Annotated in this window: 17 protein-coding genes and 2 pseudogenes; 3 read left to right on the top strand and 16 right to left on the bottom strand. The window is 60.6% G+C overall.

Annotated features, from left to right (window positions below; all coding sequences use genetic code 11):
- Positions 1–3 precede the first annotated feature (3 nt).
- The 15 genes and pseudogenes from J2X71_RS07510 to J2X71_RS07580 form a co-directional block, all read right to left on the bottom strand.
- The gene (locus J2X71_RS07510) at positions 4–1,002 is read right to left on the bottom strand and encodes a BMP family protein (protein WP_310380669.1); all 999 of its coding nucleotides are present in this window, start codon (positions 1,000–1,002) and stop codon (positions 4–6) included.
- 154 nt (positions 1,003–1,156) lie between these two features.
- Positions 1,157–2,302 carry an alanine racemase gene (locus J2X71_RS07515; RefSeq protein ID WP_310380671.1) on the bottom strand — a complete coding sequence of 382 codons (1,146 nt, stop codon included), beginning with the start codon at positions 2,300–2,302 and terminating at the stop codon, positions 1,157–1,159.
- An 89-nt stretch (positions 2,303–2,391) separates the two neighbouring features.
- The gene (locus tag J2X71_RS07520) at positions 2,392–4,260 is read right to left on the bottom strand and encodes an adenine deaminase C-terminal domain-containing protein (RefSeq protein ID WP_310380674.1); all 1,869 of its coding nucleotides are present in this window, start codon (positions 4,258–4,260) and stop codon (positions 2,392–2,394) included.
- Complete coding sequence (locus tag J2X71_RS07525) at positions 4,253–4,900, bottom strand: XRE family transcriptional regulator (RefSeq protein WP_310380677.1); 648 nt, start codon at positions 4,898–4,900, stop codon at positions 4,253–4,255. The genes J2X71_RS07520 and J2X71_RS07525 overlap by 8 nt, the downstream gene beginning before the upstream one ends.
- Before the next feature lie 16 nt (positions 4,901–4,916).
- A complete protein-coding gene (locus J2X71_RS07530; RefSeq protein WP_310380680.1) occupies positions 4,917–5,852 on the bottom strand; it encodes an N-carbamoyl-D-amino-acid hydrolase in 936 nt (311 codons plus the stop codon).
- A gap of 2 nt (positions 5,853–5,854) precedes the next feature.
- Positions 5,855–6,940 (bottom strand): ABC transporter ATP-binding protein, encoded by a 1,086-nt coding sequence (locus tag J2X71_RS07535; protein ID WP_310380681.1) that lies wholly within the window; start codon positions 6,938–6,940, stop codon positions 5,855–5,857.
- Positions 6,941–6,943: 3 nt separating this feature from the next.
- Positions 6,944–7,732, bottom strand: coding sequence for an ABC transporter permease (locus J2X71_RS07540; protein ID WP_310380685.1), 789 nt, complete (start codon positions 7,730–7,732; stop codon positions 6,944–6,946).
- A gap of 5 nt (positions 7,733–7,737) precedes the next feature.
- A complete protein-coding gene (locus J2X71_RS07545; RefSeq protein WP_310380688.1) occupies positions 7,738–8,574 on the bottom strand; it encodes an ABC transporter permease in 837 nt (278 codons plus the stop codon).
- 34 nt (positions 8,575–8,608) lie between these two features.
- On the bottom strand, positions 8,609–9,913 hold the full coding sequence (locus J2X71_RS07550) for an ABC transporter substrate-binding protein (RefSeq protein ID WP_310380692.1): 1,305 nt from the start codon (positions 9,911–9,913) through the stop codon (positions 8,609–8,611).
- Between the two features lie 396 nt (positions 9,914–10,309).
- Positions 10,310–10,696 carry a RidA family protein gene (locus J2X71_RS07555; RefSeq protein ID WP_310380694.1) on the bottom strand — a complete coding sequence of 129 codons (387 nt, stop codon included), beginning with the start codon at positions 10,694–10,696 and terminating at the stop codon, positions 10,310–10,312.
- Positions 10,697–10,700: 4 nt separating this feature from the next.
- Positions 10,701–13,013 carry an acetamidase/formamidase family protein gene (locus J2X71_RS07560; RefSeq protein ID WP_405049701.1) on the bottom strand — a complete coding sequence of 771 codons (2,313 nt, stop codon included), beginning with the start codon at positions 13,011–13,013 and terminating at the stop codon, positions 10,701–10,703.
- 86 nt (positions 13,014–13,099) lie between these two features.
- Positions 13,100–14,341 (bottom strand): acetamidase/formamidase family protein, encoded by a 1,242-nt coding sequence (locus tag J2X71_RS07565; protein WP_310380699.1) that lies wholly within the window; start codon positions 14,339–14,341, stop codon positions 13,100–13,102.
- 34 nt (positions 14,342–14,375) lie between these two features.
- The gene (locus tag J2X71_RS07570) at positions 14,376–15,983 is read right to left on the bottom strand and encodes an amino acid ABC transporter permease/ATP-binding protein (protein WP_310380702.1); all 1,608 of its coding nucleotides are present in this window, start codon (positions 15,981–15,983) and stop codon (positions 14,376–14,378) included.
- Positions 15,984–16,054: 71 nt separating this feature from the next.
- Complete coding sequence (locus tag J2X71_RS07575) at positions 16,055–16,975, bottom strand: ABC transporter substrate-binding protein (RefSeq protein WP_405049687.1); 921 nt, start codon at positions 16,973–16,975, stop codon at positions 16,055–16,057.
- 195 nt (positions 16,976–17,170) lie between these two features.
- Positions 17,171–17,326 (bottom strand): annotated as a pseudogene (locus J2X71_RS07580) (ISL3 family transposase); the annotation flags it as partial.
- 2 nt (positions 17,327–17,328) lie between these two features.
- Here J2X71_RS07580 and J2X71_RS07585 point away from each other — a divergent pair.
- Positions 17,329–17,892 (top strand): annotated as a pseudogene (locus J2X71_RS07585) (transposase); the annotation flags it as partial.
- 32 nt (positions 17,893–17,924) lie between these two features.
- On the top strand, positions 17,925–18,314 hold the full coding sequence (locus tag J2X71_RS07590) for a gamma-glutamylcyclotransferase (protein WP_310382164.1): 390 nt from the start codon (positions 17,925–17,927) through the stop codon (positions 18,312–18,314).
- 20 nt (positions 18,315–18,334) lie between these two features.
- On the opposite strand, the gene J2X71_RS07595 is transcribed toward J2X71_RS07590, so the two are convergent.
- On the bottom strand, positions 18,335–19,234 hold the full coding sequence (locus J2X71_RS07595; RefSeq protein ID WP_310380705.1) for a LysR family transcriptional regulator: 900 nt from the start codon (positions 19,232–19,234) through the stop codon (positions 18,335–18,337).
- 119 nt (positions 19,235–19,353) lie between these two features.
- Here J2X71_RS07595 and J2X71_RS07600 point away from each other — a divergent pair, with 119 nt between their 5' ends.
- A complete protein-coding gene (locus J2X71_RS07600) occupies positions 19,354–20,286 on the top strand; it encodes a VOC family protein (RefSeq protein ID WP_310382165.1) in 933 nt (310 codons plus the stop codon).
- Positions 20,287–20,288 lie beyond the last annotated feature (2 nt).

A 20,288-nucleotide genomic window follows, 5' to 3' on the forward strand; every position in this document is an offset into this window, starting at 1 on the left:
CGCTCACTTCACCATGGTGATGTCGTGCGGAACTTCGAACTGTCCAGCCTGGATGGCGCTGAACTTCTCGTCGACCTTCTTTTTGACGTCCGCCGGAACCCTGTCACCGAGGCCGTGGAAGTCTGCAAGCTTGATCGAACCATTGGCAATGCCGTACGTCCAGGCCTTGCTGGTCCAGCTCTTGTCCATCACCGCCTTGGCGGTATCGGTCACCAGGGGACCGAGATCCCACAGCACGCTGGTCAGCACGGCATCCGGGCCCAGATGGTTCTGGTCGGAAACGGCGCCGATCGCCAGCACCTTCTTGTCGGACGCCGCGTCGATGACGCCGACCGCCTGGGCACTGAGAACGTCCGCGCCCTGCTCGACCTGGGCAATGGCTGCTTCCTTGGCCTTGGGCGGGTCGAACCAGGAGCCGATGAAGGTGATCAGCACCTTGACGTTCGGGTTGACCGCCTCGGCGCCGAGCTTCCAGGCGTGGAAGTTCGCGAGCATGTTCGGCGCAGGATTGCCGCCGACCCAGCCGATAACGCCGCTCTTGCTGGCGCCGGCAGATAGCATGCCGCTCAGATAGGCGCCCTGATAGTCCGGATTGTCGTAGGTGCCGACATTCGGCGCAAGGTTTTGGGCCGTGCCGGCCATGAACACCGTATTCGGAAAATCGGCGGCGACATTGAGCACGGCATCGCCATAGGAAAAGGAATGGGCGAAAATCAGCCCGTAGCCCCGCGATGCATATTCGCGCAGCACGCGCTCGGCATCGGCGTCGGCGACATTTTCCGAGTAGGCGACTTCAACGCCGAGCGCCTTCCCGGCTGCTTGCAGGCCGTGATAGCCGCCGGCGTTCCAGTCATTGTCGCTGATCGGGCCCGGCAGGATCATGGCGATCTTCAGGGGCTGCTGTGCGCCGACGGGCATTGCCACGGCGGCGAGCGAAAGCACGAGCGCCAAGACGGCGACGAGCCTCGCAACGGTTGATATGAGTATGCGCGAAAATGTCATCTTCTCTATCCTTTGGAGTTGAATGTCGGGGCGGAGGCGAACGCTGCGAGGAGGTCACCGATGTTGATGATGTGACGGGCGCCGGGCTGGCTGATCGCTTCTCGGTGCCCTCTGTCGGGTCCATGACGGTCATGTCCGGATCGATGCGCTGTCATCATGTTGACGACCACGAAAAGACGCCCTCGGTTGCGATCCGTCGCGACCCATCGGGCTCGCCGAGCGACAACAGCCCGCCGCTAAGATTGGCTACGGGGCATGCGTGGTTGGGCAGGATCAGGACCGGGGTGCCGACCGGCGGGCGGTCGCCGTCATGGACGAGGAAGGCATGCTCTTCCGAGAGCTTCGCCACGCTCAATGGTGCCGTGCGATCGTCCCGCCATGCCTCACCAAAGGAGGTTGTCGCCGATGTCCCATGTGCGCCGAGGTCCGACGAGAGCATCTTGGAGCCGACATTGGCGATCGCGTAGCGGTCGTTGACGGATATGATCCGCGCCGCGATAGCCAACGCAAGGTCGCTACGTTCGGCAAACCCCAGGCGGACGGCCGTCAGGTCCATGAACACGTAGTTGCCGGGCCTGACTTCATCGACACCGTCAAAACCGGCATTGGCGAAAAAGGTCGGCGTGCTGCCTATCGACAAGCTGGGCACATTCACGCCGGACAGGCGCAGCCGTTGACGCAAATCCTGCAGCAGGCTCAGTTCAGTCTCGGCAATGGAACGGATCGCCGTCACGGACGTCGCGCCATAGGCATGGCCGGCATGGGAGAGAAGGCCTGCAAATGCCAGCCGCGTATCGTGGTCGATGTCAGCGCACAGCTTCAGAGTCGACGGCGCTCGCGGATCGACGCCGCATCGATGCAGCCCGACGTCGATTTTGAGGAAAACCGATGCCGTACGGCCGGTCTCAAGCGCGGCCCTGGAGAGGATTTCGATCGTCTCGCTGCTGTCGGCGATGAAACGGATATCGCCCTGCCGGCTACTCGCCTGCAGCAGCGCGCACACCGTCCGATGGCTGGTCATCGGGTAGGCGAGGGTGACAGGAGAGAGCCCCGCTTCCAGCAGCATCAGGGCTTCGTATGGCCTGGCCGCGGTGAAACCGACAGCGCCCGTCTGCCTCTGCAAACGCGCGATCTCCAGACTTTTGTGCGTCTTGACGTGCGGATGCAGCGCCGCCTGACCGCCGACCAGGTTAATGGCGCGCGCGAGGTTGCGTCGAAGGGTCGGCACATCGACTACGACACGCGGCTCCTCGAGCCGCTCGAAGCCACCGAAACGGTGATCGAGCGCCGGACCCTTCATCTCTGTCGTCCTGTCTGTATCGGTCAGCATGCGTTGCTTTCATGTGTTGTCGAACCAAGCGGTCGCCCGCGCCGGCTTGTTTCCAGCCGCTAGAACACCACCGGGTGGGTTTGACCCGTCTGGACGTTGACGAAGCCTTCGGGGGCATAGTCGCTCGGCGCGACAAGCACCCAACGCCAAGGCGCGCAGGTGAGCGTGGCGAAGGCCAGGCGCTCGGGGAAGCCGGGGAACCAGCGTGGCTGGAAGCTCGGCTCATACATCCAGTCGACCAAGGCGCCCTCGGCATAGAGCGCCTCCATGTCCGCATGCAGCGCCTCTGCCGGCCGGCAGCTCATCAGGCCCGCCACCTCGTAACGCACGCGTGCGACCAGCCGGCCTTCGCGCACCAGCGCCCATCCGCCGTCATTGTCGGCAACGGAATTGACAGCCAGCGCCATGGCCTCGTCCGATGATCCGACGCACCAGATATTGTGCTTGTCATGGGCCATCGAGCAGGCAAGTGCGGTGTTCGGCGTGCGCGGCCCGCAGCCGATCCAGAACATTTTTGACACACTGCCTTTGCCAGAGAACCGGTCGACGATCGAGAATTTGGTAATGTTTCGGCTCTCGTCGCGCTGGACCATGGCGTCTTTCACGGGCAGGTCGTAGGTCAGAAAGTCGTCCGTCCAGTGGAACGGCCGAAGGACAGCCGCCTTCATGGTCTCCCGGCCCGCCTCCGCCGCAATCTGGAAGTCGGCGGCATCGAGTGCGCGGCCGATGTTGATCGTCTTGGTGGCCCAATCCGGCCAGGCGATCTTTGGAACCTCCGGGAGATAGGCCTTACCCTCCGAGACCTGCCGGCCATCGGCCCACACCTTGGCGATCTGGAAGGTCGCCACATCCGACAGCAGGACGATATCGGCATAGCGGCCGGGCGCGATCGAGCCGACCCACGGCGTCAGGCGCATGTGGCGCGCCGGGTTGATGGTGACGCACTGGATGGCGATTTCCGGCGCCAACCCGGCCTCGATCGCGAGCCGGACGTTGTAGTCCGTTGCCCCCAGCTTCAACGTGTCGGATGCCGAACGGTCGTCGGTGGTCAGGGCAATCTGTGACCAGTCGGACAGGCCGCGTTCAAGCAGTCCCTTAATGACCTCGGGCACGCTGTGCGGCCGCAATTCCATGAACAGTCCATGGGTGAGCTTGTCCCAGAACTCGTTCACCGTCCAGGCTTCGTGGTCTGAGGAAAGCCCTGCCGCTGCAAAAGCATTGATCGTCTGGATGTCACGGATGCCGGCAGCGTGACCTTCAACAACAGCGCGCTTTTCGAAAGTGGCGCGGATCATCCCCCAGAGCCGATCATAGGACGGGTTTTCCGGATTCCAGACGGCCGGCCAGTCCATGACCTCGTCGAGACCGGCCGTCATCAGGCTGTCCTGCAAGAAAGCCTTCTGCTCGTCATAGCCGAGATAGCCGCCGCCGTGCTCATAGCCGGTCGGCGGCACGGCCGAGCCAGGCAGGGGGAAAATTTTCAGCGGCGAACCGCCGGCGCGTGCCTTGAGCCAGAAGTCGAGTGTTCTGGCGCTGTTGACGTTCGAGAATTCGTGGCTGGCCTCGCAGGTCCAGGTGTTGCCGCGCGGCAGCACCAATGCAGCTTCCCATTCCGGCGTGAGATGGGAACTTTCGATATGCTTGTGCACTTCCCCCAAACCGGGGACAGCAGTAAGGCCCGGTTCATGCACGCGCTGCGATACTTCGCCGACATAGCTCCCCGCTTTGCCGACATAGGCGATACGCCGATCCTTCATGACGATTTCCTGGTCTTCCAGCCAGGTCCGCGTCGCCACGTCCAGAAGCTTGCCGACGCGCAATGCCACGTCCGCCTTCTCCTTGCCCAACGCCACCAACGTCAGCCGCTGGCGGATGAGCACCTCGTTGGTCGCGTCGATTGCCACATCTTCGATTTTCGGGTCACTCATGAGGATGGTCCTCTGCAGAGCGGGAGCTTGCGCCGGGTCGCTCCAGGCAGACCGACAGAATGCGCGCAGGTTGATCGAGGTTGGACGAAAAGCCGTGCTCGCTGGCGGAATCGAAATAGACTGTATCGCCCTTCGACAGCACGACTGGCGCATAGGGGGCCATGAAGAAGACGACCTCGCCCTCGAGCACGTAGACGAATTCCTCGGCGCTGTGGGCGCTGCGCACCGGGCGGCTTCTTGCCGTTCGCACCGGAAGATCGATGATCATCGGCTGCATCGATTTTGCGGCAAGATCAGGGGCGAGGGCCTCGTAGAGGCCCATCCGCGTCGTATAGCGAGTGCCTTCGCCCGCCCTGGTGATGACGCGGGCGGCCGAGGCGAACGTTTCGGTCGGGCTGCCGATCAGCGCGGCAAAATCGATATCCAATCCCTCCGCCAGCCGCACAAGCACGCTGTAGGCCGGCGATGATTGGTTGTTTTCGATCTTTGACAACGACGAGATCGAAACGCCGGTGCGGCGCGACACTTCGGCCAGCGTCCAGCGCTTCTCGAAGCGTAGCCGTGCCAGCATTTCGCCGACCGCCTTGCCGGTGATCTTGTCGCCGCTGGGCCTGGCGGATGTGCTCTCGATGTCGATCATGGATACCTCCATCTTCCTACTCCGGAAGGATCGCGCCCTTGCGCTCGACAATAAGCTTGTACTGGGACGGCTCGCGATGCCGGGCGAAATCGAAGATCGTGCGTTTGTACAGCGCCCCCATGTCCAGATCGCAACGGGCCGTGACAAGCTCATCGCCTGTCGTCGAGGCCATGGCGACAATCTGGCCTGAAGGTGCGACGATCATCGACAAACCGATCATGTTCGAGCCCTCCTCGCAGCCGGCCTTGGCCGCGGCTGCGACCCATGTGGCGTTCTGGTAGGCACCCGCCTGGAGGGAGAGCTGATGGTGAAAGCCTGTCAGTTGATCGAAGTCGAAGACGCCCGTGTGATCATCTGGCGTGTTGTAGCCGAGGCAGACAAGCTCGGCGCCCTGAAGCGCCATAACACGGTAGGTTTCCGGCCAGCGGCGATCGTTGCAGATACACATGCCGACAATGCCTCCGAGCGTCCGCCAGACGGGAAAACCAAGGTTTCCGGGCTCAAAATAGCGCTTTTCCAGATGCTGTGATCGCCTGTCAGCAACGGGTTCGGCATGACCCGGCAGATGAACCTTGCGATATTTACCGACCAGTTCGCCATCGGCGCCGACAATAATCGATGTATTGAAATGTCGCGTTTTGCCGTCTTCCACCGCGAGTTCGGCGTAGCCGATGTAAAAACCGATGCCGAGGCGCTTGGCCTCATCGAAAAGCGGCCGCGTTTCCGGTCCCGGCATCTCCCGTTCGAAAAATCCGTCGACCTCCGCCTGGCTGTCGAGAAGCCAGCGCGGAAAGAAGGTCGTGAAGGCCAGTTCCGGAAAGACCACGAAGTCAGTGCCGCGGCTCTTTGCCTCGCGGAGCAGTGCGATCTGTCGCCGGACAACGGCTGTGCGGCTGTCGCTGCGCGCAATCGGTCCCATCTGCGCGCAGGCGATATTGACAAGACGGCTCATGGTCATTGCTCCTTGCTTGCGCCAATATCCTCATAGGGTAGCACCGCGGCAGCCAGGGGATTGATCGACAGCCCGACGGTTGTTCCGGCCTCCAGCGGCGCCTCGGTTGGACCGAGGGCAATCAGCCTGCCTGCCGGACTTTCGCAGTGGTATTGGTAACTGCGCCCGAGAAAGGTCCGCACGCCAATGGTGGCCGCGATACCGGCCTCTACCGATCCGGCGACCAGCCCTTCGGGCCGTGCGGCGATCAGGCCGCGATCGGGAATTTCACCGTAGTCCGCCGCGTGCAGCAGGCTCCGTGCGCCGCCGCCATATTCCACCTCGGTCGCGCCCTCCGGCCCGCGTCCGACGACCCGGAACGCAAGGATGTTGTCGAAGCCGACGAAACGCGCCACGAAAGCGTTGGCCGGGCGACGATACAGCGTCTCCGGCGTGTCGAACTGGACGACCCGGCCAGCGTCCATGATGGCGACGCGATCGGAAATCGAAAAGGCCTCCTCCTGGTCGTGCGTCACGTAGACGGCGGTGCGTCGTCCGGCCATCTGCAGCCGGCGGATCTGAACGCGCATGTCGACGCGCAGTTTTGCGTCGAGATTGGATAGCGGCTCGTCAAACATCAGCAGCGGCGGATCGATTACTAAGGCGCGTGCCAGTGCGACGCGCTGTTTCTGGCCGCCGGAGAGGACTGCGGGAAGGCGGGCGGATAGATGCGCCATGCCGACGATCTCCAGCATTTCCATGGCCCGCTTTTTCCGCTCGGCCGCGGCAATGCCGCGCTGCTTCAGTCCGAAGCAGACATTGTCGAGGACGCTCAGATGCGGCAGCAGGGCGTAGTTCTGGAACACCAGCCCGATGTCGCGGCGGTGCGGCGGTAGCGTCGTGAGTTCATTTGCGCCGAGCCGGATCGTGCCGGAAGAAGGCTGCAGGAAGCCAGCGATCAGGCGCAGCGTCGTGGTCTTGCCGCAACCCGAGGCGCCCAGTAGCGAGATCAGTTCTCCGCTTCCAATCTCAAGGTTGAGATCGTCGAGCACGTGGGTCTGGCCATAATGTGCGCTGATGCCGCGCAGGGAGAGGGAAGGGCTGGACATCGGCTACCTCATGACTTTCGACAGCCCGAGCGTCCGTTCGACGACGATGATCACGGCCGCAGTCAGCAGCATGAGCAGCACCGACACGGCGGCGACGGAGGGGTCGAAATGCTGTTCGACATAGGTGAACAGGTTGATCGGAAGCGTGCTGATGCCCGGCCCGGTGAGGAATAGCGAGACTGACACGTCGTTCATCGAGGTAATGAAGGCAAGGATGAAGGCTGCAACGATGCCGGAACTGATATTCGGCAGTACGACCACAAAGAACGCCTTGATCGGCGAAGCACCAAGACTGACCGCGGCCTCTTCGGCGCTGAAGTCGAAGCCTGCGAGGCTGGCGCCGACGACCCGTACCGCATAGGGCAGGGTGATCATCGTATGACCGATCAGCAGGGCTGTCATGACGGGCAGATCGAACGCGACGATGACGCTCTTCAACAACGAAAAACCGAAGACGATCTCCGGAACCAGAACCGGCAGAAAGAAGATCGACCCCAGCCAGGACGGAAGGCTGCCGCGATGACGGATCAACGCATAGGCGACCGGAATTCCCACAAGCATCGCCAGGCACGTGCTCGCCGTGGCGACGATGATGCTGGTGTTAAAGCTTTCGATGAAGCTCTCTTCACCCAGCACGAAGGCAAACCACTTGAGTGAAAGGCCCTGCGGCGGAAAGGCGAGATAGCTGCCATTGGTCAACGAAGCACCAACGATGATGACGAGCGGAAACAGCAGGAACAAGAAGACGAAAGCAGCGAGGATGAGCACGGGAAGGGAGGTTTTGGTTGGCATCGTCGTCACCCCGCGGCCGGGTTGAGGCGGCCGGCGGCATACTGACCGAGAAGCACAACGGCAAAAGTAATCGCGACCATCACCACGGCGATGACGCCGGCGGCATCCCAGTCAAAGCTGACCATTGCCTTGTCCTGCAGCAGGGTGGGCAAGATAGTCTCAGCCTCGCCGCCGAGAAGATGGCCGGTGGCAAAAGCTGCGAGACTGCCGGTGAAGACAAGCACACCGCCAACAAGAAGCCCCGGCGCGATCAGCGGCAGTGTCACCTGCCTGAGAACTCCGAACGGGCTGGCGCCGAGCGAAGTTGCCGCATCGATGACGCTCTGGTCGATCACTTCGATGACCCCGATCAGCGACAGGATGGCAAGCGGCGTGAACAGATAGACCAGACCGACGATCAGAGATCCCTCGGTGAACAGCAACGGTAGCGGCGTGTCGATCAGCCCCAGCGACATCAGCGATGAATTGAAGACGCCGTTACGGCCGAGGATCACCATCCAGGCAAAGCTGCGCACGATCGCCCCGGTCAGCAGCGGAAAGACGCTGGCGATCAGCAATGCTTGGCGATACGTTCCTGAACTTCGCGAAATCACCGTCGCTGCGCAGAAACCAAAACACAACGAGATGATCGTGGCGATCAGCGCAATGCGAAGCGAGCGAACAAGGACGACGATGTTGTAACTGACCCCAAAGAACTTGGTGTAGAGTGAAAGCCGTTGGCCGGCCGGTCCGATTGTGTCGGAGAAGGTTGCTAACACCGGAAGGACGAGGAAGCCAAGCACGATCAATGTTCCCGGCAGAACCAGCAACATCGGCAGCGTCCGCTTGAGCGGATAGGTCATCCTGCTACCCTCCGGCCGTTCAAAAGAGAGCCGCTCACTGGCCGAAAATGTTGTTCCAGCGGGCTTCCCAATCGGCCTTGTGTGCGAGGATTTCCTTGAAGTCGGGCCTGCGAAGCTTGCCGATCTCATCGGCGCCGTAGACCATGTCACCGACCTGCTCGGGGCTCAGGGCAACGTTCTTGTTCACGGGGCTGTCGCCGACGGCGACGAACTTCCGCTGCACATCGGCCGACAGCTTGTAGTCGATGAACTGGTAGGCAAGGTCCTGGTTTTCGGATTTCGCGCCGATGTTCAGCGTGTTGAAGATGGCGTAGTCGCCTTCTGACAGCGGCGCCCACTTGGCATTGGGCACGGCTGCGTGGATGGCCGGCGCGGCAAAGTCCTGGACCGCCGCGGCCACCACTTCGCCGGTTGAAAACAGGTTCACCAACTCCGATCCCGTGTTGTATGTCTTGCGGATATTGGGCTTCAGCTCCGCGAGGCTCTTGAAGGCTGCATCTGGATCCTTGAAGGCATCGACGCCGACCCGGTCGCCGGCGATCAGCGCGGTGACAGGGCCGGTCGTTGTATTGAAGCCGGGAACAGCAACCATTCCCTTGAGCTCCGGTCTCCAAAGGTCCTTCCATGATGTGATCGGCTGCTTGACCTTTGAGGCGTCATAGATGATGCCGTAGTGGCCGGCGACATAGGCGGGGCCGAAGTCAGGCCCCTGCGGCGCCTTGGCGATATCGTAAATCTCGCCCAGATGAGGCAGCTTTGTCGGGTCGATCTTAGCAAACACACCGGCATCAATGCCCTGCTGCGTGAAAGCATCGGTGATGAACATGACGTCTATGCCGCCGCGAATACGCATCTTGTTCAGTCGGTCGGCATTATTGCCGGTATCAACGACCACCTTGCAGCCACAGAGCTTTTCGAACGGTGCGTAGAGGAATTCCTCAGACTGCTTTTGCGTATAACCCCATTCGGACACCACTAGCGTCTTCTGTTCCACGGCGAAGGCGGATGGGATTCCAGCGACACTTGTCAGGGCAATCAGGACAAATGAGAGACGAAGATGCATGCGGAACTCCTGATTGACGAGAAGCACAATAAAAGAGCATTTTAAATCTCTGACCAACTTATAAGCAGAAAGTATTTTCTCCATCAAGAAATTTTTTCTTGATGGAGAAATTTGTTCCACGACTATACGGCAGCGTTTTGGCTGCGAATTCCTGCGACTGACTGAGTCTTGCGGCACTTGCGACCCCATCGGCGGAAAAGCATCATTCTCTACAGTGCGTCTCTTGCTGCTGAAATTCACGCTGTAAATCGGCAGGGGCCCGATGCCGATACGCACGACAAGCCATTGTAAAGACATGTGCCGGTGGGTTATTTCACGACGCTGATTCACAGTGAAGGCATAGATCGTTTCGGAGAGTCTTCGGCCCGACGCGATGGTGAGTGAGGTTCGCCGGCAGCGAGATTGAGCGCGGATATCTTCAGAGGATCCAGCTTCCGGTATTCATGGCGCACGGCGGCTGGATGTGTTGATGCCGCCGATCAACGCCTTCGCCGTGCAACACTGTCTCCCAAACGCTCAGTTCGTCGTGCTTCATCCGGACGCCAACCACGGGCCGTAGCCAGTATCCGGACTTGTTCGTAGAGCACACCACGCTTTTCCTGGATGCATGATGGTGGCGGCTTCGATTGATCTAGCCGAGAAAGACACCTCTCCATTGATCACGAGATGACCCTAATCCCGGCGTCGGGCAACGAGATCGATCTCGATCAGTGCGTCATAGGCGAGGCCGGTCACCCCGACGCATGTCCTCGCCGGCAGTCGGTCGGCGGGGAAATAGCTGCGATAGGTGGCATTCATCGCCTCATAGTCCTGTTTGAAGCGCGTCAGGTAAATCCGCGCCATCACTACATGCTCGAGCCCCAGGCCAAGCCCGGCGAGGACCGTCTTCAGGTTTGCCATGACGTGATGCGTCTGGGCTTCTATACCGTCCGGCAAAACGCCCGGGGCCTCCGGCGTATCCGGCATCTGACCGGTGACGAAGACGAAGCCATCCGTTTCCACCGCATGGCTGAAGGGCGCGACCGGCTTCGGTCCGCCGGAAATCATGTGAAACTGCATTTCGCTATTCCTGTTCGCTTTCGAATATGGCCTTACGGATGATGGCATGGACGCCCCAGTTTCCATCGACCACCTGAGTCACGCCGAAATCGACGGCAGCCGACATGACCGCAATCGCCTCGTCTTCGCTGAACCCTTGAACGGACATAAGAAAACGTCGCGCCTTGCGAAAAGCGTCTTTCATCGCAAGGTCGAGGGAGGACTTGGCATAGACCTCTCCCTGCCCCTTAGCGCCGAACTCTGCCAGATAATCAGGGTGGCTGAAACCGGTCAGTACCCATTCACCGGGCGTCTCGATCAAAGGATAGGTCAGGTCTTTGAAGCGTGGATCCTTCTTGTGCAGCGTGATCTTCACCCGTCCAGTCATCGAGCATTCGATCGCCGTACCTGAAAGCTCGCCGTCACCCTGGGCGGCATGCGGGTCGCCGATGGACAGAAGCCCGCCGTGAACCGATACCGGAAGAAAGACACTCGCACCCTTGCCAAGCCGCCAATTGTCGAGATTGCCCCCGAAATAGGCCGGCGGCACGGAATCGATGAGATCCACCTCCCGTGGGGCCAGCCCAATGACGCCGAAATGCGGTCGAAGCGGAATGCGGATGTCACTGCGCGTCGCCCGGCGGATATCGACACTCGCCGCATTTACTGGCACGCCGGGATAATCATAGGTCCGATGGACGACACCATAGGGATCCGTCTGCGCGGCCCAGGGATAGGAATAGAGCGCCTGAGCGTAGCCATCCTCGGGAAAGACCTCGTAAATCGTGACATTCTCGCGCGGCTTGGGTTCGCTCAGCAATTCACCGTAGTGATAGCCCCACCAGGCTGCGACGTTACTGCCGAAATACCGCCCTCCATGGCCCGGCCCGCGGCTCGGTCGTGGGAGCATGTCCTCGATATGGACCTCGATGACATCACCAGGCTCGGCATTCTTCACATAGATCGGGCCAGTGCAGATATGCACGCCGAAGCCTTCGCCGGCCCCCCTCCCGAAGATCGAGGCGTCAACTGGCCCGGCGCCTCGGCGGTCGACCGACTTGCGGTCACTTGTCCAGTGAAAGACCTCCTCGGCTGCGGCATCGCCCGCAATCATCAGGTCGGGTGCGTCGGATGCGTGCTGGCTGAGCGTCTCGATCTCGACCGTGTCGCCGGAACTGATCTCCAAAACCGGCTCAAGCGACCGGCTGAAATACCCCCAGTGAACATTCGAGGCGTTGACGTCGAGCTTGTGGTGCGTGCTCGCAGGACGCCCCGCGGTCGGCAGATCCCATTCGTCTCGTCTTGGGCTATCATCCGCCCTTGTCCGCGATGCTGCTTTTTTGGCGGCAAGCGCCTTTACCGGCCATCCGCGCTGTTCGGCATTGGGCCCGTCGATTTGGCTTTCGAGGTGACGGATACGGAAGGCTCCCGGCGGCAGGCCGAAACGTTCCTTGAAGACACGATTGAAGTTCGCCGCATCGCCAAAACCACAACTATAGGCGACATCCGCAATCGGAAGCCTGATTTCCGCTGAAGTGACCAGAGCCGCGCGGGCGCGCTGCAGGCGTCTCTCGCGCAGGTAATGGGTGAAGCTCTCGCCATTCTGCTCGAACAGTTTTTGCAGGTAGCGTTCCGAGATCCCCTCGACCCGCGCGACCTTGGCAGACGACAGGTCCGAGTCATGCAGGCGCTTTTCGATCGCCACCGTAATCCGGTTGAACAATGCCGCAAGGCTTGGCGTCGAGCGCATATCAGTCGCTTCGGTCTCGACAATCATGGTGACGAACAGGTCGGCGATGAACTGCTCGAGCGACTGCCATTCCGCATTCGAAAAGCCGTCGATTTCCGTAGCAGCACTTTCCATCGCGCGAATGAAGACTGAGGCAAGCCCCTTCGGCGAATAACAACGCGGTTGAGCAAATGGCGTCCAGCCCGCACCGCGTCGTTGCATGGCCGCGTCGGACAGGCCAAAGATAAGGATTCGGTTACTGCCCGAAATCCTGATCTCCCATGGCCTGTCCATCTGCACCACGACCAGCGCGCCACTGTCGACTTTCAGGCTGAAGCTGCCGCCGGCGACGTCCAGAGCTGCCTCCAGCGGGATCATGCCCATTAGCATGCGCGAGCGTTGCGGGATCGAAGACAGAACCTGCGAGCTTGCAACGAGGCGGGCGACGATAACGCCTTCACGGTCGCCTCGCAGGATCGCGCTCGAATATCTGCCGCTCTCTCCGTCGACAGCGACCGAATGAAGATGAAGCTCCGCCAGTACCTCGCGCCACATGTGGGCACGGGTATCGCTGGGATAGGATTCGGCTATGAACTGCCTGACATTCATCCCTTCATCCGAGGTGCGCAGCGGCGCGTGCAGCGCCTTGGTCTGATTATATTGCACCTGCGAAGTAGGAAACGCCATAGCCGGTCTCAATAGCATCGGAACACGTTCTTGCGGATCGATCCGTGGACACCCCAGTTTGCGTCGACCACCTGCGTCACACCGAAATCGGCGGCGACCGACATCAGCGCAATTGCCTCGTCTTCGCTCAGCTTATGCGCTGTCATCAGGAACCGGCGAAGCTTGCGAAAGGCATCGCGCATGGCACGGTCGACGCTGGAATGTTGGGCGATCTCAGCCTGTGCATTGTCACCGAGGCTTTCGAGATAATTGGCATAGGTAAAGCCATAGACTGACCATTGTTCGTCGGTCTCCAGCATCGGATGTGACAGGCCTTCGAGGATCGTGCCACCCAGATCGCCCTTCTTGTGCAGGATGAACTCGAAATCGCCCGTCAATGACGTCTCGATCGCCGTGCCGCCGAGTTCGCTGTCGCCCTGTGCCGCATGGGGATCGCCGACTGAGAAATAGGCGCCGTCAACGGCGACTGGATAATACATGTGTGCACCGCGACCGATGCGCCAGTCATCGATATTGCCGCCCGTATAGGAGGGTGGGATAGAGCTGACGAAATCCGCTTCCGCCGGTGCCAGGCCCATCGTACCGAAATGCAGCCGTGCCGGCACGCGCACATTCTGCAGGATGTTTTCACGCCGCTTCACCAGCCGATGGTCGACGCGCACGCCGGGATAGTCGATGGTGGGATGGACGATGCCGTCCGGATCGGTCTGCGGCGTCCAGATGTAGTTGTAGACCGCCTTGGCATAGGGGTCGCCGGCTGTGTCGAGCTCGAAGATGGTCACGACCTCGCGTGGCTTCGGCTCCTCGATCAGGTCGTGATAGTGAAAACCCCAGTTCGCCGCCACGTTGGAGCCGAAGCAACGGCCGGCATAGCACGCGCTGCAGCTCGGACGCGGCCTGACATCAAGAACGCGCACTTCCAGGATATCGCCGGGTTCGGCGCCCTCGATGGCAATGGGTCCGGTCAGCAGATGGACGCCCACCCCCTCACCCGCACCGATCTTGAACGGCCCCTCGGTCGGGCCGGAACCGCGACGCGAGATCGTCTTCTGTTCCTTCGTCCAGTGAAAGATCGCTTCCGCAGCGGGGTCGCCCTCGATCATCCGCTCGTAATCGTCATTGGCATGATGGGTGAGCGTCTCAATCGTCGCCCGGTCGCCGGACTTCAGCACCAGTGCAGGCTTTACCGCTTTGCTGAAATAACCCCAATGCACCGTGGAAGGCGAAACTGGCAATGTGTGGTGTTTCATCTGGTTCTCCGATTGCGAGGCTCGCCATGGACCGTCATGCGGTCTGTCCGGCCTCGTCTTCCATGATCTGAAGGAATTGCGCGGTGCGCGGGCTCTTGGGCCGGACAAGCATCTCGTCTGCAGCACCCTGTTCGACGATTGCGCCATCGGCGAGGAACACCGCCCGGTCTGCTACATCGCGGGCAAAGCCGATCTGATGGGTGGAAATTACCATTGTCAGCCCGTCCTCGACCGCTAGCCTGCGGATGACCTCAAGCACTTCGCTGACCAGTTCGGGATCGAGCGCCGAGGTCGGTTCGTCGAGAAGCAACACGGCGGGATTGGGTGCCAGTGCCCGGGCAATGGCGACGCGCTGCTGCTGGCCACCCGACATGTGGCGCGGCAGAGCATCCGCCCGATGCGAAAGGCCGACGCGGTCAAGAAGTCCGTTTGCCCGACGGTTTGCTTCACTGACGGAGAGACCTTGCACCCAGCGCAGCGGACCGGCAATATTTTCCCTCGCCGTCAAGTGGCCGAACAGATTGAAGTTCTGGAACACCATGCCGACGCCGACACTTGCCCGCTCGTTGGCGATCGCGCGCGGAGAGCGCGGACGGCCATCAGCTCGCGTCCCAATCCGGCGCCCCAGAACCTCGATTATACCGCTATCCCAGGTTTCCAGGCGATTGATGCAGCGAAGAAGCGTGCTCTTGCCGGAGCCGCTCGGTCCGAGCAATGCAACGACCTCGCCAACGCGCACATCAAGGCTCAGCTCGTCCAGGACGGTGCGGCCGGAATAGCTCTTGCGCAGATCGCGGATTTCCACCGCCGCACGGCTGGTAGCGACTGCTGCCCAGCGCTTCTCCTTGTCCAGTGGCCGCGAGGCTTTGGCCGTCGCAGGCGGCAGCGGCGCATCTACGGCGACGACCGAGGGCGCAGGATCGGGCGCGGCCTCGTCGACTGTCACCGCCCTGCGCCACGGCAGCAGCCGCGCGAATCGGTTGCCGGCCTTTTGCCTTTCGAGGTCGAGTGCTGCCTCGACCACCAGTTGGATAACGGCAATGGCGCCGGTCAGAACCAAATACATCAGCCCCGAAGCGAAGAAGATCGAGAAGAAATCGAAGGTTGCCGACGCGAGCTGGGTGCTGCGAAGGGTTAGCTCCTGCACCGACACGACCGAGGCGAGCGAAGAATTTTTAAGGGCGCTGACCGCTTCGTTGCCGAGCCCTGGCACCATGGTGCGGACAGCTTGGGGAACCACGATGCGCAGCATGATCGCAAATGGCCGCATGCCGAGAGCCTGGCCTGCCGCGATCTGCCCGCGATCGACGGCGATTACGTTCGCGCGAACGATCTCGGCAATGAACGGCGCCTCGTTCAAGGCAAGCGCCAGGCTTGCTGCGTCGATGGCCGTTAGCCGGATGCCGATCAGCGGCAAGGCGTTGTAGCAGAAGATCATCTGCAGAATTAGCGGCGTGCCACGAAAGATGATCGCATAGGCGCGAGCAACAATGGCCAGCATGCGAAACCGGCTGAGCTGCATGCCAGCGAGCACAACGCCCATGACGGCACCGCCGAGGAGCCCGTAACATGTAATCAGCAAGGTGTAGACGATACCGGTGACAAGATAAGGTTGACTGAGATAATGAAAGAATAGATCCATCTTAGCCCGCTTTGGCGTTCGAGGAGCATTGACCGGGCTTGGTAGTGCCCGGCCAGTTCGTGGAGCTAGGCTCAGTCGGCGAGCACGAGCTTCGGCTCTTCCATCTGCGCTTCCGGAAGGTGCCATTTCTTCATCATCTCGACCTGGTGGCCGGATTTCTGGATTTCAGTAAGAGCTGCCATGACCGCCGTACGGAAGTCGTGCTTGCCGAGCGGGACGGCGATGCCGACCGAGTAGGGCAAGGTGACGGCCGTCGCCTTTTCCAGCTTGTCGGGGTAAGCCTTGACTGCACCATCGACGGTGTTGACGTCGTTGATATAGGTGTCGGCACGGCCCGCCAGGATTGCCTGGATGCAATTGGCGTTATTGTCGTAGAGTTGGATTTCCGGCGCCGGCAGTCCGGCCGCCTTGCACTCCGCTTCCAGTGCCTGGATCAGCGGCACTTCGACATAGCCAGTGTTCTCAGCAGCAACCGTGCCGCAGAGCGACTTGTTGATGCCGTCGATCTTTTTCGGATTGCCCTTAGCGACGAGAACGCCGTCATAGACCTTCAGATAGGTGATGAAATCGCCGGCCTTGGCGCGATCCTTGGTGGCGTAGATGTCGGAAATGACGATATCGGCCTGGCCGGCCTGCAGTGTCGTCAGGAGTGCCGCGAAGGTGACGGCCTTGTATTCAAGCTTAAAGCCTAGGCATTCGCCGATCGCCTCGCCGAGATCGATATCGAAACCGACATACTTGGTCGGATCGTTCGGGTCGATGGCTTCATAGCCCGGCGTGTGGGGATTGACCGCGTTGACCAGCGTCTTGCCTTTCAGCGACGGATATTTCGCCTGGAGGTCGGCGCAGGCGGCCGGCGCTGCGGCATGGGCGTCTGACGACGGCACGAAGGCTGCGGCGCCCATTGCTACCGCCAAGAGATGAGCAGCGATGCCGAGGCCAAGCCATGTCCGGCGAAGTGTCTTGATGCTCCCAGTTTCAAATATTCTCATGTCCCGCTCCATTAGTTTAAGTGCTGCTTTCTTCACCCAGCAGACACATTGAAGCTTAGGGGCAATCGCGCCGGGTGCCGTTGTCGGCAAGCGCACATATTATTGTCGTTCTTGGCCGAAAAATTCGCTTTTAAGTTCAGATGCTTAAGTCTTGTGCGGCAAAGAGATAAAAAACAAGCAGACCGGTCAAGGAAGCGGCACCTGAAACTCTGGATATACTAAGAGTGGCCGGTCCGCGTACCCGATCCTGCTTGCAATCTCGCTGTAGGTGAGGCCCTGCTGCCGCAAAGCTTGAAGCGTGATGAATATTTCCTGACGAGATTGCCTGTGCGCCAAGCGGGCACGGCGCTGAGACGGAGAAGACGCCGGTCATGGCGATCGTGTAGCGACCGACAGACATCACCCCGGGTTCAAGTGCCGGCGATGCCCGTGCGGCTGTCGTCACCGGCCTTTCGTTGCGTGCTGCCGTTCGAGCAGTTGCAACACAAGTTGAACTTCGAGCGCATTTGATGAGTGACGAAGCAAAGGCATTCGTTGCCATAGGCGAAAGCTTTGCCGCACACGAGACGGTCAACCACTCAAGCCGCGAATATGTCCGGGATGCCGTCCACGTCAATTCAGCCGAGGGGTTCAATCCACGGGTCCGGCGAACCATTGCAGGCGTCTTTCACCACATCAGCCCGGAACTTGCCGACCTGTATTTCCATGAAATCGGCTTCAGATGGTCTCAGCGCGTTGTTACCGGCCAAGCAGTGCGGAAAAGCCGAAGCGGCAAGGAAAGCAAGAAGATCCTTTGGTCACGAGTACCTCCTGCACTGCAATTACTGCAAGTGTTCCGTGCTGCTACCGGCCGCCAAATGCGCCGTAGTCATAGCGGAGGCATCACCATCAAATCTGCCGTGGCTGTCTTTGGTTGATAAAGCCGGCGTACGATTTCGAACTGCTCTTGATGATGGCGCTTGAGTGCGGCGGACGCTGCGACGGTGTCGTCCTGCAACTTGCGCCCGCGCGTCGTCGAGAGGATCTTCGGGCGCTCGTCAAACGCGAAATCAAATATCGGGACGTCATCGACATGGTCCGGTGGGTGCAGGTTAAAACACCCCATGGCGTGCGGGAAGCCCTGACATTCTGGACAAGCACGAAACGCGCGGGGCTGACGATGCCCTTGTCGCAGGAGACCACCGCGATGCTGATCGCGAACGCCTGCGGGGAGGGAGGATCCTGCGCCCAATATCTGCACAATACGATCGTCGATCTTCAATCCGAAGGCATCCGCGACCGAAACCTCTGGAACCTGCAAGCGCTGGTCGCCGCCGAGATCACCGCAAAGCAGCACTGACCGGGCGGGATACCGTGACGTCAATCAAGCATGACCATCTGAGCCGCCACCTGCTCCTCGAAGAACTTCGAGAAAGAGGCGATGCGTGGAGGCAGCGCCTGATAGGGCGGGTAATACAATGTCAGCCACAGATCGGGCGGCGCCCAGCCCTTTAACACATGCACGAGGCGCCCGGTCCGCAAATGCTCCGAGACGTGGAAGTTTGGCAGCATGGCAACACCTGAGCCGTCGGCGGCCATATCGGCGAGCACCTCGCCATTGTTGGCGCTGAATGCCCGGCCCGCCGAAATTGTCATGCTTGAGCCGCCGTCGGACAGAACCCAGTTCTCACGCCGGCTTTCGCCGCTATAGGCCAGGCAGTCGTCCGGCGTCAGTTCGTTCGGATGCTGCATTTCCACGAACCGGCTTCCCGGTGCGGCAACGAGAATGCGCGGCACCACACGAATCTTCCGCCAGATCGTGAACTTGTCCGATGGCTGGGAAGAGATGCGGATCGCCAGGTCGTAGTCGTCATCGACGATATTCACGAGCCCGTCGGACAGTGAAATCTCGAAGCTCATCTTCGGATATTTTTCCTTGAAGCCCGACAGGATCGGCGGCAATACGGCCTTGCCGAACCATGTGGGGGCGCTGATGCGCAGCCTTCCCTGGTCCGCCTTATGGGCATTCATCACATCGCGGCGCGCGTCTTCGAGCGTCTTCACCGCCGGCTGGATCTGGGCGGCGAAGATGGCACCATCTGTGGTCAGGGAAACCTGGCGCGTCGTCCGCACGAACAGCTGCACGCCGAGCTCGGCCTCCAGTGCCGCTATGGCGCGGGTGACGGCCGCCGGCGTCATATCGAGTTCGCGCGCCACCTGGGCGAAATTACGCTTCTCCGCAGCAAGCAGGAAGGTTCGAAGAGCTTTGTAATCGTTCATGTCATTGTTTCAAAAATAGCAACGCAGTCGAAATGAATATTGCAATTCTCTGAGTTGATCAATCCGCCTAAATATTCGTCAACAGCGAAACACTAACGGTGACACTGAAAGGCAAGGACATGATCAGGGATATCAAGGGACTGCATCACGTAACCTCGATGGCCTCGGATGCAAGGCAGAACAACCGCTTCTTCACCGACACGCTGGGCCTGCGCCGCGTCAAGCAGACCGTGAACTTCGACGACCCGAGTGTCTACCACCTGTACTACGGCGACGAGAACGGTTCCGCAGGCACCGTCATGACCTACTTCCCGTTTCCCAACATGATGCTTGGACGGCCGGGCGTCGGCGAAGTCGGCGAAACGCAGTTTTCGGTTCCCAAGGGCTCGCTCAAGTTCTGGCAGAATCGCTTCGTCGGTCAGGGCGTCGGCGGTGTGGAAACGGACACCGTCTTCGGCGCCAACCGCCTTCGCTTCATTGGGCCGGATGGCGACGGCCTCGCGCTGATCGAATCCGCCGACGATGTGCGTAAGCCATGGCTGGCAGACGGAATTCCGGACGACGCGGCCATCCGCGGTTTTGCCGGCGCCCGCTTTAGCCTGCATGATACCGCAGCAACCGAAGAACTGCTGGGCTTCATGGGCTATGAGCGCGCGGATACTGAAGGCGACGTCACGAGGTTCATCATTCCCCACGGCAACGGTGCCGACACGATCGATCTCGCCGCACTGCCGAAAACACCTTTCGCGCGACAGGGCGCCGGTTCGGTACACCACATCGCGTTTGCAGTCGACAACCGCGAGAAGCAGCTTGAGGTCCGCAAGGCGCTGATGGACACCGGTTACCAGGTCACGCCGGTCATAGATCGCGATTATTTCTGGGCAATCTACTTCCGGACGCCGGGTGGTGTGCTGTTCGAGATCGCCACCAACGAGCCGGGCTTCAATCGCGACGAAGACACGGCTCACCTTGGGGAAGCGCTGAAGCTACCGGACCGATATGAAGCTTTTCGCGATCAGATCCAGGCAAACCTCGAGCCACTGGCAGCCTGACC

This window comes from Rhizobium sp. 1399, from assembly GCF_031455475.1.
GTDB lineage: Bacteria > Pseudomonadota > Alphaproteobacteria > Rhizobiales > Rhizobiaceae > Rhizobium.

Coding starts and splice junctions, on each gene's coding strand:
- J2X71_RS07560 (WP_405049701.1), bottom strand. CDS start 13,013: ATGAATGTCAGGCAGTTCATAGCCGAATCCTATCCCAGCGATACCCGT.
- J2X71_RS07595 (WP_310380705.1), bottom strand. CDS start 19,234: ATGAACGATTACAAAGCTCTTCGAACCTTCCTGCTTGCTGCGGAGAAG.
- J2X71_RS07565 (WP_310380699.1), bottom strand. CDS start 14,341: ATGAAACACCACACATTGCCAGTTTCGCCTTCCACGGTGCATTGGGGT.
- J2X71_RS07525 (WP_310380677.1), bottom strand. CDS start 4,900: ATGATCGACATCGAGAGCACATCCGCCAGGCCCAGCGGCGACAAGATC.
- J2X71_RS07575 (WP_405049687.1), bottom strand. CDS start 16,975: ATGAGAATATTTGAAACTGGGAGCATCAAGACACTTCGCCGGACATGG.
- J2X71_RS07545 (WP_310380688.1), bottom strand. CDS start 8,574: ATGACCTATCCGCTCAAGCGGACGCTGCCGATGTTGCTGGTTCTGCCG.
- J2X71_RS07540 (WP_310380685.1), bottom strand. CDS start 7,732: ATGCCAACCAAAACCTCCCTTCCCGTGCTCATCCTCGCTGCTTTCGTC.
- J2X71_RS07520 (WP_310380674.1), bottom strand. CDS start 4,260: ATGAGTGACCCGAAAATCGAAGATGTGGCAATCGACGCGACCAACGAG.
- J2X71_RS07555 (WP_310380694.1), bottom strand. CDS start 10,696: ATGCAGTTTCACATGATTTCCGGCGGACCGAAGCCGGTCGCGCCCTTC.
- J2X71_RS07530 (WP_310380680.1), bottom strand. CDS start 5,852: ATGAGCCGTCTTGTCAATATCGCCTGCGCGCAGATGGGACCGATTGCG.
- J2X71_RS07570 (WP_310380702.1), bottom strand. CDS start 15,983: ATGGATCTATTCTTTCATTATCTCAGTCAACCTTATCTTGTCACCGGT.
- J2X71_RS07535 (WP_310380681.1), bottom strand. CDS start 6,940: ATGTCCAGCCCTTCCCTCTCCCTGCGCGGCATCAGCGCACATTATGGC.
- J2X71_RS07510 (WP_310380669.1), bottom strand. CDS start 1,002: ATGACATTTTCGCGCATACTCATATCAACCGTTGCGAGGCTCGTCGCC.
- J2X71_RS07515 (WP_310380671.1), bottom strand. CDS start 2,302: ATGAAGGGTCCGGCGCTCGATCACCGTTTCGGTGGCTTCGAGCGGCTC.
- J2X71_RS07600 (WP_310382165.1), top strand. CDS start 19,354: ATGATCAGGGATATCAAGGGACTGCATCACGTAACCTCGATGGCCTCG.
- J2X71_RS07590 (WP_310382164.1), top strand. CDS start 17,925: ATGATGGCGCTTGAGTGCGGCGGACGCTGCGACGGTGTCGTCCTGCAA.